The organism is Novosphingobium mangrovisedimenti, assembly GCF_025153475.1.
Lineage (GTDB): Bacteria > Pseudomonadota > Alphaproteobacteria > Sphingomonadales > Sphingomonadaceae > Novosphingobium > Novosphingobium mangrovi_A.
Window position 1 is genome coordinate 88023 of record NZ_JANZXA010000001.1, and the last position, 12998, is coordinate 101020.

At 65.7% G+C, this 12998-nt stretch carries 19 protein-coding genes; 4 read left to right on the forward strand and 15 right to left on the reverse strand.

The genetic code is table 11. From position 1 onward, the window contains the following. The first annotated feature begins 151 nt into the window (after positions 1 to 151). Positions 152 to 1570 (forward strand): SLC13 family permease, encoded by a 1419-nt coding sequence (locus NZK81_RS00435; RefSeq protein WP_260043056.1) that lies wholly within the window; start codon positions 152 to 154, stop codon positions 1568 to 1570. A gap of 13 nt (positions 1571 to 1583) precedes the next feature. Here the strand turns inward: NZK81_RS00435 and NZK81_RS00440 are convergent, their stop codons facing one another. From NZK81_RS00440 to hisB, 15 genes are all read right to left on the reverse strand, one after another. Beyond that, complete coding sequence (locus tag NZK81_RS00440) at positions 1584 to 2117, reverse strand: J domain-containing protein (protein ID WP_260043057.1); 534 nt, start codon at positions 2115 to 2117, stop codon at positions 1584 to 1586. Between the two features lie 106 nt (positions 2118 to 2223). Then, positions 2224 to 2718, reverse strand: a complete 495-nt coding sequence (gene pal / locus NZK81_RS00445; protein WP_260043059.1) for a peptidoglycan-associated lipoprotein Pal — start codon at positions 2716 to 2718, stop codon at positions 2224 to 2226. Between the two features lie 159 nt (positions 2719 to 2877). Then, a complete protein-coding gene (tolB, locus tag NZK81_RS00450) occupies positions 2878 to 4269 on the reverse strand; it encodes a Tol-Pal system beta propeller repeat protein TolB (RefSeq protein WP_260043061.1) in 1392 nt (463 codons plus the stop codon). Next, complete coding sequence (locus NZK81_RS00455; protein WP_260043062.1) at positions 4266 to 5171, reverse strand: hypothetical protein; 906 nt, start codon at positions 5169 to 5171, stop codon at positions 4266 to 4268. Before NZK81_RS00455 ends, tolB begins: the two co-directional genes overlap by 4 nt. Before the next feature lie 15 nt (positions 5172 to 5186). Next, a complete protein-coding gene (locus NZK81_RS00460; protein ID WP_260043063.1) occupies positions 5187 to 5645 on the reverse strand; it encodes an ExbD/TolR family protein in 459 nt (152 codons plus the stop codon). Then, positions 5645 to 6355, reverse strand: coding sequence for a protein TolQ (tolQ, locus tag NZK81_RS00465; RefSeq protein ID WP_260043064.1), 711 nt, complete (start codon positions 6353 to 6355; stop codon positions 5645 to 5647). The genes NZK81_RS00460 and tolQ overlap by 1 nt, the downstream gene beginning before the upstream one ends. Further along, on the reverse strand, positions 6352 to 6837 hold the full coding sequence (locus NZK81_RS00470) for a YbgC/FadM family acyl-CoA thioesterase (RefSeq protein WP_260043065.1): 486 nt from the start codon (positions 6835 to 6837) through the stop codon (positions 6352 to 6354). The genes tolQ and NZK81_RS00470 overlap by 4 nt, the downstream gene beginning before the upstream one ends. Before the next feature lie 113 nt (positions 6838 to 6950). Then, the gene (locus tag NZK81_RS00475; protein WP_260043066.1) at positions 6951 to 7328 is read right to left on the reverse strand and encodes a histidine triad nucleotide-binding protein; all 378 of its coding nucleotides are present in this window, start codon (positions 7326 to 7328) and stop codon (positions 6951 to 6953) included. A 23-nt stretch (positions 7329 to 7351) separates the two neighbouring features. After that, the gene (locus NZK81_RS00480) at positions 7352 to 7678 is read right to left on the reverse strand and encodes a phosphoribosyl-ATP diphosphatase (RefSeq protein WP_260043067.1); all 327 of its coding nucleotides are present in this window, start codon (positions 7676 to 7678) and stop codon (positions 7352 to 7354) included. Positions 7679 to 7738: 60 nt separating this feature from the next. Continuing rightward, positions 7739 to 7831: a PEP-CTERM sorting domain-containing protein gene (locus NZK81_RS00485; RefSeq protein WP_260043068.1), complete on the reverse strand. Its 93-nt coding sequence runs from the start codon at positions 7829 to 7831 to the stop codon at positions 7739 to 7741. Between the two features lie 189 nt (positions 7832 to 8020). Continuing rightward, positions 8021 to 8782, reverse strand: coding sequence for an imidazole glycerol phosphate synthase subunit HisF (hisF, locus tag NZK81_RS00490; RefSeq protein ID WP_260043070.1), 762 nt, complete (start codon positions 8780 to 8782; stop codon positions 8021 to 8023). Beyond that, complete coding sequence (locus NZK81_RS00495; protein WP_260043071.1) at positions 8779 to 9018, reverse strand: hypothetical protein; 240 nt, start codon at positions 9016 to 9018, stop codon at positions 8779 to 8781. Before NZK81_RS00495 ends, hisF begins: the two co-directional genes overlap by 4 nt. Beyond that, entirely contained in the window at positions 9018 to 9746 is a 729-nt protein-coding gene (gene hisA, locus NZK81_RS00500; RefSeq protein ID WP_260043072.1) for a 1-(5-phosphoribosyl)-5-[(5-phosphoribosylamino)methylideneamino]imidazole-4-carboxamide isomerase, read from the reverse strand. Before hisA ends, NZK81_RS00495 begins: the two co-directional genes overlap by 1 nt. Before the next feature lie 4 nt (positions 9747 to 9750). Next, on the reverse strand, positions 9751 to 10380 hold the full coding sequence (hisH, locus tag NZK81_RS00505) for an imidazole glycerol phosphate synthase subunit HisH (RefSeq protein ID WP_260043073.1): 630 nt from the start codon (positions 10378 to 10380) through the stop codon (positions 9751 to 9753). Positions 10381 to 10387: 7 nt separating this feature from the next. After that, positions 10388 to 10981, reverse strand: coding sequence for an imidazoleglycerol-phosphate dehydratase HisB (hisB, locus tag NZK81_RS00510; protein WP_260043074.1), 594 nt, complete (start codon positions 10979 to 10981; stop codon positions 10388 to 10390). 173 nt (positions 10982 to 11154) lie between these two features. Between hisB and NZK81_RS00515 the strand changes: the two genes are divergently transcribed. From NZK81_RS00515 to gmk, 3 genes are all read left to right on the forward strand, one after another. Next, positions 11155 to 11658, forward strand: a complete 504-nt coding sequence (locus NZK81_RS00515; RefSeq protein ID WP_260043075.1) for an SspB family protein — start codon at positions 11155 to 11157, stop codon at positions 11656 to 11658. 41 nt (positions 11659 to 11699) lie between these two features. Next, entirely contained in the window at positions 11700 to 12170 is a 471-nt protein-coding gene (locus tag NZK81_RS00520; protein ID WP_260043076.1) for a hypothetical protein, read from the forward strand. Between the two features lie 71 nt (positions 12171 to 12241). Further along, complete coding sequence (gene gmk / locus NZK81_RS00525; RefSeq protein WP_260043077.1) at positions 12242 to 12946, forward strand: guanylate kinase; 705 nt, start codon at positions 12242 to 12244, stop codon at positions 12944 to 12946. Positions 12947 to 12998 lie beyond the last annotated feature (52 nt).

The following is a 12998-nucleotide window of genomic DNA, read 5'->3' on the forward strand; positions in this document are numbered from 1 at the left end:
AATGGCCCTATCGATACATAAAAGTAATGCCCGGGGCTCATCGGGCTGCAGGCGGAAAGCCACGCACGCTTCCCTCGCAAATGGACAACTCTCGCTTTCCTCACGGTTTTGTGTGTAACCTCTGGAAAGGGCAAAGGGGGGAACAACGGGCATGAATGCCAGGACGATCGGGTTCGTTACCGGACTCGTACTGTTGACCGCGACAATCGTACTGCCACCGCCGACGGGCATGTCGGCACAGGCCTGGATCATCGCCGGGCTGGTCGGGCTGATGGCGACCTGGTGGATGACCGAGGCGATACCGCTGACCGCCACGGCGCTGATGCCCTTCGTGGTCCTGCCGTTCGCCGGGATCATGACGGCGAAGGAAACGGCCGCAACATACTATTCGCCCACGCTGTTCCTGATCCTGGGCGGCGCCTTCCTCGCCCTTGCCATCGAAAGGACCGGGCTGCACCGGCGGCTGGCGCTGGCGCTGCTGGAAGGGCTGGGCTCGACAGGCGGCGCGTCACGCCTGCTGTTCGCATTCATGATGGCCGCCGCGATCCTGTCCATGGCGATCTCGAACACCTCTACCACGCTGATCATGATGCCCATGGCCATCGCCGTGATCGAGGCGGGAGGCATTGCCAAGGGTGATCGCAAGGGACTGGCCGGCGCGCTGCCGATGGGGATCGCCTTTGCCGCATCGATCGGCGGCCTTGGAACGATCGTCGGCTCGCCCACCAATGCCATCGCCGTCGCCCTGCTCGATACGACCATCGGCGTGCACGTAAGCTTCGCGCAATGGAGCATGATCGGCGTTCCGGTCGTCCTGGCCGGCGTCCCGCTGGCGACCTGGATCATCGCCCGCACCCAGGCCGTCGCGGCCCATCCCTTCGACATCGACGGCGCGCGCCGCGCCATTCACGTGCACCCGCGCTGGAGCGAACCGGAAAAGCGGCTGATGCCGCTGGTCGTGGTCGCCTTTGCCCTGTGGATGGGAAGCCGCGCCCTCGCCCCGTTCCTGCCCGAAGACTCGCTGACCGACGGCACCGTCGCCATCGGCGTGAGCCTCCTGCTGTTCATGCTCCCCGATGGCACGGGCCGCAGGCTGCTGACCTGGGAAGAGGCGAACCGCGCGCCGTGGGACGTCATCATGATGTTCGGCGGCGGTCTGGCGCTGGCGGCGGGCATGGGCCGGTCGGGGCTCGCCGAATGGCTGGGTCAATCGCTGCTACCGCTTTCAGCCGTACCGCTGCCGCTGGTGGCCCTCGCGATCACCGCGATGGTGATCCTCGTCACCGAATTCGCCAGCAATGTCGCCACCGCCAGCGGGATCATGCCGGTGATAGCCAGCCTGACCGTGGCGCTGGGCGTCGATCCCCTGCTGCTCGCCATGCCGGCCGCGCTCGCCGCAAGCTGGGGTTTCATGCTGCCTGCCGGGACCGGCCCCAATGCCATCGCCTGGGCAACCGGGCGCATCGAACTGCCGCGCATGATCCGCGCCGGTTTCCTGCTGGACGTGGCCGGGGCGCCGATGATCGTCGCGGTGGTGTGGATAATGGCGACGTTGGCAGGACGCGGCTAGCCGCTAAGGCGCGCTACCCTTTCCACTCCCGCCGCTCTTCCGCCGCGCGCAGGACTTCATAGGCGAGCTGGTAGGTCTGAAACGCCTTGGCGGCATCGGCGTCGCCCGGACGCACGTCGGGGTGCACTTCCTTGGCCTTGGTCCGCCAAGCCTTGCGCACCGCATCGAAGTCGGCATCAGGTTCGAGGCCAAGTGCCTCCAGCGCGCGCAGTTCGTCGCGGCTGCGGGTGCCGTCGCCCGAGCTTGCCCAGCCGTAATGCGCAGATTCCTGATAGCCGGCGCTCTCGGACCGCTCTTGCGCCTCGCGCTCCGCAGCGGCTTCCTTGTCCAGTCCGGCGAAATAGTCCCACCCGGCATTGTATTCGGCCGCGTGCTTCTGACAGAAGTACCAGCGGTCCGGGCTGTTGGGACTCTTGGGCGCGGGGCAATCGCCCGTCTCATTGCAGCCGTGACGGTCGCACAGGCGCACCTTCGCCGCCTCGCGCGAGCTGCCATAGCCGCGCCAGCGCGGGAATCCCCAGTCATTGGATCGGCGTGCGCGGCTCATCCGATTGCCGATAAGCTGCGAATCGAACCCGATGCAAGCCTTGCGGGGCGCCGGGAGCCCATAAATCGGCTGCCGGCGCCCCGCGGGTTCTGTCGAACCTGGCAGATCAATCGATAGTAATCGTGACCGCGCGGCGGTTCTGCGCCCAGGCCTGCTCGTTCGAGCCGAGCGCCACCGGACGTTCCTTGCCGTAACTGATCGTCGAAAGCCGGGAGGGATCGACGCCGAGGCTCACGAGGTAGTTCTTCGTGGCATTGGCCCGGCGCTCGCCCAGCGCCAGGTTGTATTCGCGTGTGCCGCGCTCGTCGCAGTGACCCTCGATCGTGGCGCGCTTGCCCGGATATTGCATCAGCCACTGCGCCTGCTTGCCAAGCGCGGCCTGATCCATCGAGTCGATGTTGTACTTGTCGGTGTCGAAATAGATCGTGTCCGCGCCCATCATCCTGGCGACGAAGTCGGCCTGGCTGCCCGCCTCGGGACCAAGCGGCTGGGTCGGCGCCGTCGTCGTGGTCGTTGCCGGCCCGGGCTCGGGCGGCAGTTCCTTGGGCGCCTTGGTGGCACAGGCAGAAACCGCAAGGGCACCCCCGAGAAGGAGCAACATCGCGCTGTTCCTGGCGTGTCGGGACATCTGGTGGGAAGAAGACATGATGCAATCTCCTGTGCTGCACAGCCTGCGATAACGGCTGGCAAGGGGTGAGGTTCCGTTCATTCGCTGGCGAAGTCAACCTGAACGCACAGCGGTGCGCTCAGGCTGGTTGCCTCAGGGTCGTATCGGCCCCCAGGCGGGATCGGACGCGCCCACCGGAGTGGGCAGCTTGCGCTCGTTGCGTCCGGTCAGGTCGACCTGCCAGATCGAGGCGTTGCCGGTGTTCTTCTCGGTCCGGAAGAACTGCACGATACGCCCGTTGGGCGACCATGTCGGGGCCTCGTCCTGCCAGGAATTGGTAAGATAGCGCATGTGGCGCCCATCGGGCGTCATCACCGCGATGCGCAGGTCGCCCGCGATATGAGTGAAGGCGATCTGGTCTCCGCGCGGGCTCCATTCGGGCGTGGCCGAGCGGCCGCCGAAGAAGCTGATGCGGTGCTGGTTGCTGCCATCCGCGTTCATCACGTAGACTTGCTGGCTGCCGGAACGGTCGCTCTCGAACACGATCCTGCTGCCGTCCGGCGAGAAGCTGCCGCCGATGTCGATGCCCGGGCTGTCCGTCAGCTTCACCGCCTGACCGCCACCCGAGGGGATCTTGTAGATGTCGGTATTGCCCGCGATCGCCATCGAATAGAGCACCCACTTCCCGTCGGGCGACCAGCGCGGCGCGAACGTGGAATTCTTGCTGCGCACGAGCAGCTTCTGCGTGTTCGTATTCAGGTCGTAGATATAGATGCTCGGCTCTCCGTTGAGGTAGGAGAGATAGAGCAGCTGCGAATAGTCGGGCGAATAGCGCGGGGTCAGCGCGGTCGCCTGACCGCTGGTCAGATAGCGCATGTTCGCCCCGTCCGAATCCATCACGGCAAGGCGCTTGGTGCGGTGTCCCTTCGGGCCGGTCTCGGCAATGTAGGCGATGCGGGAATCGAAGAACGGACTTTCGCCCGACAGACGCGAATAGACCATGTCGGCGCACTTGTGCGCGGCCCGGCGCCACTCCACCGGAGCGACTTTCCAGCCGGCCTTGGCAAGCTGTTGCTTGAGCGCGACGTCGTAGAGGTAGCAGCCCACCGTGAGACTGCCGTCGGAATTGGCGTGTACATAGCCCTGCACCAGCATCTCGGCGCTGCGGAACGCCCATACCGGATAGTTGGGTGCCCGGACCTCGCCGAAGGAAGGCTGCGGCAGCCCGATCGGGCCCGCCGGCTTGAACAGCCCGTTATCCTTGAGATCGGCCGCGACCACGGTCGAGAGCGCGCGGCCCAGCGCGGCAGTCGAGCCGGCATTGGTGCGCGTGGGCACGTCCGCATCGGTGGCGAAGACGGTGATCGCGATGCCCAGGTCCTGCCAGGCGCCGTCCGCCGAGACCGAGCCCGTCAGCCCGCCGTCCTCGGGCTCCTGATCGGCCTGCGCCGCGGTGTCGGGTACGCTGGCGGGAGCCTGGGCTGCCAGCGGCGCAGCGCCCGCAAGGGCGAAGGCCAGAACGAACGGGAACGAACGGGCGGTCATTGGGATAGCCTCACGTCAAAGCGGAACGACGAAACGCGCTTCCACGCATCGTAGTACTCCGAGGGAAGATTAAAAGGTGAAGCAAGCTGAACAGCACGGATCGCCTGCTCGGCGTGCCGGCTCGCCTGGGCCGAATTGGCGGCGGTAATGCCAAGCTGGCGCACGACCTGCGGCCGTCCATCGAGGCTGCCGTCCGGATTGAGGTTGAACGAAAGGATCGTCACCAGCTTCTCCGAATCGACGCCTTCGGGCGGGCTCCAGTGCGGCTTGAGCTGCCGCGTGATCGCCGCCGAAAGGGACGAGCGGACTTGCGGTCCGAGCTGTGACGCGGGCATGCCGTGGCCGGAATCCGACGTGGCACCGGGAAGCCCGCTTTCGAATGCCTGGGCAAACGTGCTGCTGCCCGCCTTCCTCGGCGTGGTGCTGCTCCGGCTCGTCGCAGCGGAAGAACTGGCGCGGCTGGGCTTCGACACGATGTCGTCTATCGCGCTGGTCTTGCGGCTGGAGGACTTCGATGCTGTCTTCGGGGCCGGCTTGGGCCGCTGCGTGGCCCTGGGTGCGGGTTTCTCCGCGGGCTTGGGTTCCGCGCGTGATGGTCGGGGTTCCTCGGCGCGAGCCGCCGGCTGCGGTTCTGGCTCGGGCACGATCTCTGGAACGAGCGCCGGTTGCGGCACGGGTTCGCCCAGCACCGGCCCACGGTCGGGAGCGGCCTTGCTGAATGGATCGGGCGAAGTCGACGTGCGCCCGAAGAGATCGCTGATCGTCACTTCGATGCGCTGGGGCGGCGTGACGACGGCATGGTGCGGAGGACGGATCAACAGCGCCGCCAGCACGGCCGCATGAAGCGCAACCGCGACGGCGAGACCGATGCTTTCGTCCTTCCTGAGGCCGATGGATGCCATCCGCGCGATCCTAGCTCAGCTGCCTGAACCGCCGCTGACGTCGGTCACGAGCGAAATCGACGTGAAGCCCGCACGGTTGAGTTCGCCCATCACGTCCATGACCCGGCCATAATCGAGCGCCTTGTCCGCGCGCAGCGTCACCAGTGGCAGCTTGCCGTCGGGCCCGCGCCGCACGGATGCAAGCCGTTCGGGCAGCTCGCCGGGAGCCAGGGGCGAAGTCTCGAAGAAGATCGTGCCATCGCGGCGAACGCTGATGGTCAGCTGGTCCGCTTCCTCGCTCATCGCCTTGGCGCGGCTTTCGGGAAGCTCGATCGGCACGGCCGCCTTGAGCAGCGGCGCGGTGACCATGAAGATGATCAGCAGCACCAGCATCACGTCGACCAGCGGCGTCACGTTGATCTCCGCCATCGGCGCGCGGCTGCGCCCGCCGCGCCGTCCCCTGCCGCCGTCGGAGGAGTGCAGGCCCATGGCCATCAACGCGACTCCAGCTGTCGGGTCAGGGCGGCGTGCAGCTTGTCGGCGAAGCGCTGCAGACGCGTCTCGAAGGTGTTCACCCGGTGCGAGAAGCGGTTGTAGGCGATCACCGCCGGGATTGCCGCGAACAGGCCGATGGCCGTGGCGAACAGCGCCTCCGAAATACCCGGCGCGACCACGGCCAGCGACGAGTTCTGCTGCTGCCCGATCTGGAAGAAGCTGTTCATGATGCCCCAGACAGTGCCGAACAGGCCCACGAACGGAGCCACCGAACCCACCGTCGCGAGGAAATTGAGACGGGTCGCCAGCTTGTCCGCCTCTTCGCCGACCGCCGAATTCATGGCCATCGCGATGCGCTGGCGCGCGCCTTCATGGTCGACGCTGCGCATGGTGGCGTTGTGGCGCCATTCGGCCAGTCCGGCGCCGGCGACCTTGCCCAGCGGCACGTCCCCGCGTCTCCGGCCCTTCTGATAGGCTTCGAAGTTCTCCGCTTCCCAGAAGCCTTCCTCGTACTCGTTGCAGCGGCGCGTGACGCTGCCCATGCGCAGGAGGAACGTGACGATGATCGTCCAGACCCAGATGCTGGCAAGGATCAGCCCGAGCATGATCGCCTGCACCACGATGTCTGCATCGAGGAACAGCCTGACCGGGTTGAGCCGGCCCGTGTCGCCAGCGAAATTCAGGGTGGAAGCGAGCAGATCCAGTGTCATTCTTGTCCTTCCGGGCCGGTCCGTCGGCCAGAATCGGGCGTTCCCAGGAGCAATGCGAAAGCGTCTCGCCAGGCGGCGGGTTGTCGGCGTGGTCGTCCGTCAGGACCGATGAACCCGACCTTTACGGTTGCCTCGGCCAGACGGACGCCGCCGCGCAGCGCCGCCTGGCGCAACGTGCAGCTGACGCGGCCGACCTGGCAGGCGGTGGTCTCTAGCACCACGGTGTCCCCCAGACGGGCGGGCGAAAGATAGCGGATCGTGAGTTCGGCGACAGTGTAGACACCTTCTCCCGATTCCAGCGAAGCGCGCTGGTCAATGCCCAGCAGCTCGACCAGATCGGATCGCGCGCGCTCGAACCAGCGCAGGTAGTTCGCGTGATAGACCACGCCGCCTGCGTCGGTATCTTCGTAGAACACGCGCAGGGCGTAACGGTGCGTGTCACCATCGATCACGCCTTTGTCGGGTTGGGGGAAAGCCGTCATGCGGCGGGTTGTGTAACGAGGCTACGCTGCGCTGCAAAGCCGCTAAGGCCGCCTCGCCGCACGTCCGGGCCGCCTTACACCCAAATTTCCGGTGAATAGTGCTTCCGGATCGCTCAATCGGCGATCATCTGGAAGAACTGGCGCCCGCCGAAGATGTGGACATGCAGGTGCGGCACTTCCTGATGGCCTGCGGTGCCCATGTTCACCATCAGGCGATACCCCGGCCCATCCAGCTCGAGCTGACGCGTGACGTTGCCCACCGATCGCATGAAGCCCGCGATTTCGGCATCGGAAGCCTTGGCGGTAAAATCATCCCACGAGACGTAGGCACCCTTCGGGATCACCAGCACGTGAACCGGCGCCTGCGGACGGATATCGTGGAAGGCCAGCGCGTGCTCGTCTTCATAGACCTTGTTGCAGGGCAGTTCGCCCCGCAGGATCTTCGCGAAGATATTGTTCTCGTCGTAGGGCAGCTTGGGATCGATGGGCATCGGTCTCTCCGAAGTGGACGGGATCAGTCCCTGGGACGCGAAGCCTTCTCGGCAATGCCGGAAGTGCCCTCGCGGCGGTCGAGTTCGGCGAGGACTTCGGCCAGCGGCACGTCCTTCGCACCGAGCAGGACCATGAGGTGGAAGATCAGGTCGGCGGCCTCGCCCACCAGCTCCTTGCGGTCCTGCGTCAGCGCGGCGATCACCGTTTCGGTGGCCTCTTCGCCCAGCTTCTGCGCAATCTTGCCGAGGCCCCTGGCATTGAGCTTCGCCACATAGCTGGAATCGGGATCGGCACCGCGGCGCGCGGCAATCGTGGCTTCGAGACGGGCGAGACTGTCGGGACTGCTCATGATGCGCCTGCCATGCGGCGCAGGCCGCGCGCGGTCAAGCCGTCAGCTTGCGGCCAGCGCTTATTCCGAGCCCTTCCTGGACGAAAAATGCCGGCCGAGAACGACGCCGGTGATGCCCATGGCCAGCAGGAACAGGCCGCTGGGCTCAGGCAAGGCAATGCCTCCCGAAGCATGGGCCGGAGAAGCTGCAAGAAGCACCGGAAGCGAGGCCGGCAGGTATCTGAAGAAAGGCACGCGAAGACCCCAACGAGTCGAAACTTGCCTGCTCCATCCTACTGCCGCCGCATTGCTGCAACAGCGCTTCCCCACCTGTCCCGATACGGATCACCCCCCGGAAATACCTTATCCGCGCGCAGGCAGGCCCGCCGCACGCAACGCGGCATGCGCGTCCGCGATCGAATAGGTGCCGAAGTGGAAGATCGAAGCGGCCAGCACCGCACTGGCATGGCCCTGCGTAACGCCTGCCACGAGATGGTCGAGCGTGCCGACGCCCCCCGAAGCGATCACCGGAACCGACACCGCATCGGCAATCGTGCGCGTCAGTTCAAGGTCATAGCCCTTTTGGGTGCCGTCCCCATCCATCGACGTGACCAGCAATTCCCCCGCGCCGTAATCGGCCAGCTTCACGGCATGTTCCAGCGCATCGATCCCGGTCGCCTTGCGCCCGCCGTGCGTGAAGATTTCCCACTTGCCCGGTGCCGTGCGCCGGGCATCGACCGAGGCGACGATGCACTGCGAGCCGAATTTCTCGGCAATGTCCGCCACGACTTCGGGCCGCGAGACGGCCGCGGAATTGACCGCGACCTTGTCCGCACCCGCGAGCAGCAGCGCGCGGGCATCCTCGGCGGTGCGCACGCCGCCTCCCACGGTCAGCGGCATGAAACAGACTTCCGCGGTGCGCTGGACGATGTCGAGCAGCGTGCCGCGCGCCTCGTGGCTCGCGGTGATGTCGAGGAAGCACAGTTCGTCCGCCCCTGCCGCGTCGTAAGCGCGCGCCTGCTCGACCGGATCGCCCGCGTCCTTGAGATCCACGAAGTTGACACCCTTGACCACGCGGCCATTGGCAACGTCCAGACAGGGGATGACGCGGATGCGCACGGTCATGGCTTCACCATCAGAAAAACGCCGCCCGCCAGCATGAGCGCGAACAGCAAGGCATTGAACCCGGTATAGGCCCAGAAACGGCGGGGATCACTGTCACGCGAGACAGGTTCGGAACTGCGCCGACGGCTAAACAGCGTCATGCGCGCGGTACCGCCGCGATAATCGCCCCAGGCCCAGGCCAGGCCCGGCAGGGTCACCAGCACCAGCAACAGGCCGACGAGGCGATTGTCGCTCATCACGCGCGCCCGGCGATGCCAATGGCAGCGGTCAGGTCCAGCCGTCCGTCATAGAGCGCGCGGCCGGTAATCACCCCTTCGATACCATCGGCTGCGTGCAGCGCCAGCATGTGGATGTCGTCGAGCCCCTTCACGCCGCCGCTGGCGATCACCGGAAGGTCGGTCTGGCGGGCCAGATCGACCGTCGCCTGCACGTTGCAGCCCTTGAGCAGGCCATCGCGGCCGATGTCGGTGAACAGCAGGCTGGCAACGCCCGCGTCCTCGAAGCGGCGCGCCATGTCGACGATCGAGACGTCCGAGACTTCCGCCCAGCCTTCGGTGGCGACCATGCCGTCGCGCGCATCGACGGCCACGACGATACCGCCGGGGTATTCCTTCGCCATGTCCTTGACGAACTGCGGGTCCTTGAGCGCCGCCGTGCCCATCACCACGCGGCTGACGCCCAGCTCGAACCAGCCCGCCACCGCCTCGGGCGTGCGGATGCCGCCGCCCAGCTGCACGTGCCCGGGAAAGACCTCCAGAATACCTTCCACCGCCTCGCGGTTTTCCGCCCTGCCGGCGAAAGAGCCGTCGAGATCGACGACGTGGAGGAACTGCGACCCGGCCTCGGCGAACAGCATCGCCTGCGCGGCGGGATTGTCGCCATAGACGGTGGCGCGCGCCATATCGCCTTCGGCGAGGCGCACGACCTGGCCCTGCTTCAGGTCGATGGCGGGAAATACGATCATGGTATCAAGGGTTCCATTCGAGGAAGCGGGAGAGGAGCGACAGCCCGTAAGCCTGGCTCTTTTCGGGGTGGAACTGCACGCCCACGACATTGTCCCTGGCCACCGCAGCGACCAAACCGCCGCCATGGTCGGTCATCGCGGCGACCGTATGCCCGTCCTCGGGCACGATGTGATAGGAATGCAGGAAATAGGCCTCGCCCGGCTCGATCAGCCCACTCGCCGGGTCGTGGAGGCCCAGCGCGACGTCGTTCCAGCCCATGTGCGGGATCTTGATGGCGGGATCGGTCCGCTCAATCATCTGCACCTCGCCCGCAATCCAGCCGAGCCCCTTGGTCACGCCGTGCTCCAGCCCGCGGGTGGCGAGAAGCTGCATGCCCACGCAAATGCCGAGGAACGGCGCCCCGCCCACGTGGACACGCTCGGTCATGGCTTCGACCATGCCGTGAATGCCCCAAAGCCCTGCGGCACAGGCCTTGAACGAGCCGACGCCGGGCAAGACGATCCGGTCCGCCGCGCGCACCACCTCGGGGTCTGCCGTCACGGCCACGTTGCCGGCACCCGCTGCTTTCAGCGCATTGGCGACCGAGTGGAGATTGCCTGCGCCGTAATCGATAAGAGCCAGAACTTCCGCCATCGCTCGTTCAGCCTCCGAGCTGTCCCTTGGTCGAGGGAATCGCGCCACCCTTGCGCGGATCGAGCTCCACGGCCGAGCGCATGGCGCGGGCGAAGCCTTTGAAAATGCCTTCGCAAATATGGTGGTTGTTGGTGCCGTAAAGCTGCTCGATGTGCAGCGTGATCCCCACTGCCTGCGAAATCGAGTGGAACCAGTGCTCGACCAGTTCGGTGTCGAACTCACCCAGTTTTTCCTGCGTGAAAGCCGCCTTCCACACGAAGTAGGGCCGCCCGGAAATATCGAGCACCACGCGCGAGAGCGCCTCGTCCATCGGCGAATGCGCTTCGCCGTAGCGGCCGATCCCTGCCTTGTCGCCCAAGGCCTGGCTGATGGCCTGGCCGATGGCGATGGCGCTGTCCTCGGTCGTGTGGTGCTGGTCCACGTGGAGGTCGCCTTCGATCCTGCACGTGATGTCGATCAGCGAATGGCGCGAGAACTGCTCGATCATGTGATCGAGAAAGCCGATACCGGTCGAGACGTCATAGGTCCCGGTGCCATCGAGGTTCACTTCGACGGAAATGTCGGTTTCGTGAGTCTTGCGGGCGATTGAAGCGGTACGCATGAAAAGCGCCTATAGACCTGTGCGTGCGGGAATCAATTGCATGGTTTCGGGCCTGCAGACGGGCGATCTTCGGCAACCGCAAGGCAATTTCCTTGGTAAAAACGGCTGAATGGGCGTAAAATCACGCCAGTGATGGCTTGACCCTCCCTTTAACCATGCGCACGTAGGGCGCGATGAACGATACGCCGCCAGACAGTCTGATCCCCTATGACGAAATCGTGCAGGAGGCCCTGCGCGCTGTCGTCGGGCGTGTGCTCGGCCAGGTGGAAGCCTCCAATGGCATCCTCCCGGGCACCCACCACTTCTACATCACCTTCAAGACGAGTGCGCCCGGGGTGAACATCCCGCCGGAGCTAAAGGCCCGTTTTCCCGACGAAATGACCATCGTCCTGCAGAACAAGTTCTGGGACCTCAACGTGTCGGACGAGGGTTTTTCGGTCAGCCTGAGCTTCAACCAGGTGCCGGCCAAGCTGATCGTTCCGTTCTCCGCGATCACCGCCTTCGTCGATCCGGCGGTGGATTTCGGCCTGCAGTTCCAGGCCATGGCGGAAGACGAGGACAGCGACATCTCCGGCCCTGCCGGCAACGACGAGGCGGATCGCGACCTCGCATCGCGCGTCACGCCCAGCGAAGATGGCTCGAACGTCGTTTCGGTGGATTTCGGCAAGAAAAAGTGAACCGGCGCACACTTCCCGCCCAACCCCTGGGGTAACCGTCCATGGCCACGAAGGAACTGCAGGACGACGCTGACGAGACCGCGAAGGCGGTCGGGAAGCCCGCCCGCAAGGCCCCTTCCCGCATGACCAGGCCCCGAATTTCGGCGGACGAACTGCACGGGCCCAGCCCGAACGTGGCGACCAACCTTGCCATTGCCGACATCGCCCTGCGCGGCAGCACCCTGCTGGCCCGCCAGGCCGTCGAACGGGCCCTGCTCGGCCGACAATATACCGCCAGCAAGGCGCTGAAGATCCTGAAGGGCCGCACCATGGGCGAATCCCTTCTGCACACGGCACTGGCGAAAGTGGCCCTCCGTTCCATCCCCGGCGCGATCGTGGTGGGCGGCGCTCTTGTCGCCAAGACGCTCTACGACCGCACCAAGGCGCGCGACGCGCAACGCAAGGGAGAAGCCGCGCTCGAGGAGATGGCCCGGAACGGGGAAGCGGACGAAACGGGGCAGAGCGGGGCCTGACGTCCGTTTTCCCACATGCCGCGGATCGGCCCGGGTTGATTTGATCGGTTCGCCCCGCCATCGGGAAAGCCATGTCCAAGTCCGCACCCAAGACCACCCAGATGCACTCGCCCGAGCCAGACGACACGCTTGCCCGACGCGGCCTCATGTTCATCATGTCCTCGCCCTCCGGCGCGGGCAAGACGACGATCTCACGCATGCTGCTGGAGCATGATCCGCACATCTGCATTTCGGTATCGTGCACGACCCGCCCGCCCCGGCCCGGCGAAGTGGACGGCAAGGACTATCACTTCGTCAGCCGCGCCGAGTTCGATCGCATGGTCGAAAACGACGAGTTCCTGGAATGGGCGCAAGTCTTCGGCCATTGCTACGGTACCCCCAAGGCCCAGGTGAAGGCCGGACTGAAGGACGGGCAGGACTATCTCTTCGACATCGACTGGCAGGGCACCCAGCAGCTCTACCAGAAGCTGGAACGCGACGTCGTGCGCGTGTTCCTGCTGCCGCCCAGCATCGAGGAACTGCGCCGGCGCCTGACCGGGCGCGGTACCGACAGTACCGAGGTCATCGCCGGACGCATGGCACGCGCGCGCTCGGAAATCAGCCACTGGGATGGCTACGACTATGTCGTGGTCAACGATGACATCCGGACCTGCTTCGAGAAGGTCACCGAGATCCTTGCCGCCGAGCGCATGCGCCGCGCCCGCCAGACCGGGCTGATCGGCTTCGTCCGCGAACTGATGCGCCCCGAAGAGGGCGATGCGACCGAAGCGCCCTGAGCGAATCCCCCTTTTGCTTGTCCTTCACGCCGTAGCGCGATAGGCGCCCCGG

What these genes read in the sequence shown, in the direction of transcription:
- NZK81_RS00435 (WP_260043056.1), top strand. Translation starts at nt 152, where the DNA reads ATGAATGCCAGGACGATCGGGTTCGTTACCGGACTCGTACTGTTGACC.
- NZK81_RS00440 (WP_260043057.1), bottom strand. Translation starts at nt 2,117, where the DNA reads ATGAGCCGCGCACGCCGATCCAATGACTGGGGATTCCCGCGCTGGCGC.
- pal (WP_260043059.1), bottom strand. Translation starts at nt 2,718, where the DNA reads ATGTTGCTCCTTCTCGGGGGTGCCCTTGCGGTTTCTGCCTGTGCCACC.
- tolB (WP_260043061.1), bottom strand. Translation starts at nt 4,269, where the DNA reads ATGACCGCCCGTTCGTTCCCGTTCGTTCTGGCCTTCGCCCTTGCGGGC.
- NZK81_RS00455 (WP_260043062.1), bottom strand. Translation starts at nt 5,171, where the DNA reads ATGGCATCCATCGGCCTCAGGAAGGACGAAAGCATCGGTCTCGCCGTC.
- NZK81_RS00460 (WP_260043063.1), bottom strand. Translation starts at nt 5,645, where the DNA reads ATGGCCATGGGCCTGCACTCCTCCGACGGCGGCAGGGGACGGCGCGGC.
- tolQ (WP_260043064.1), bottom strand. Translation starts at nt 6,355, where the DNA reads ATGACACTGGATCTGCTCGCTTCCACCCTGAATTTCGCTGGCGACACG.
- NZK81_RS00470 (WP_260043065.1), bottom strand. Translation starts at nt 6,837, where the DNA reads ATGACGGCTTTCCCCCAACCCGACAAAGGCGTGATCGATGGTGACACG.
- NZK81_RS00475 (WP_260043066.1), bottom strand. Translation starts at nt 7,328, where the DNA reads ATGCCCATCGATCCCAAGCTGCCCTACGACGAGAACAATATCTTCGCG.
- NZK81_RS00480 (WP_260043067.1), bottom strand. Translation starts at nt 7,678, where the DNA reads ATGAGCAGTCCCGACAGTCTCGCCCGTCTCGAAGCCACGATTGCCGCG.
- hisF (WP_260043070.1), bottom strand. Translation starts at nt 8,782, where the DNA reads ATGACCGTGCGCATCCGCGTCATCCCCTGTCTGGACGTTGCCAATGGC.
- NZK81_RS00495 (WP_260043071.1), bottom strand. Translation starts at nt 9,018, where the DNA reads ATGAGCGACAATCGCCTCGTCGGCCTGTTGCTGGTGCTGGTGACCCTG.
- hisA (WP_260043072.1), bottom strand. Translation starts at nt 9,746, where the DNA reads ATGATCGTATTTCCCGCCATCGACCTGAAGCAGGGCCAGGTCGTGCGC.
- hisH (WP_260043073.1), bottom strand. Translation starts at nt 10,380, where the DNA reads ATGGCGGAAGTTCTGGCTCTTATCGATTACGGCGCAGGCAATCTCCAC.
- hisB (WP_260043074.1), bottom strand. Translation starts at nt 10,981, where the DNA reads ATGCGTACCGCTTCAATCGCCCGCAAGACTCACGAAACCGACATTTCC.
- NZK81_RS00515 (WP_260043075.1), top strand. Translation starts at nt 11,155, where the DNA reads ATGAACGATACGCCGCCAGACAGTCTGATCCCCTATGACGAAATCGTG.
- NZK81_RS00520 (WP_260043076.1), top strand. Translation starts at nt 11,700, where the DNA reads ATGGCCACGAAGGAACTGCAGGACGACGCTGACGAGACCGCGAAGGCG.
- gmk (WP_260043077.1), top strand. Translation starts at nt 12,242, where the DNA reads ATGTCCAAGTCCGCACCCAAGACCACCCAGATGCACTCGCCCGAGCCA.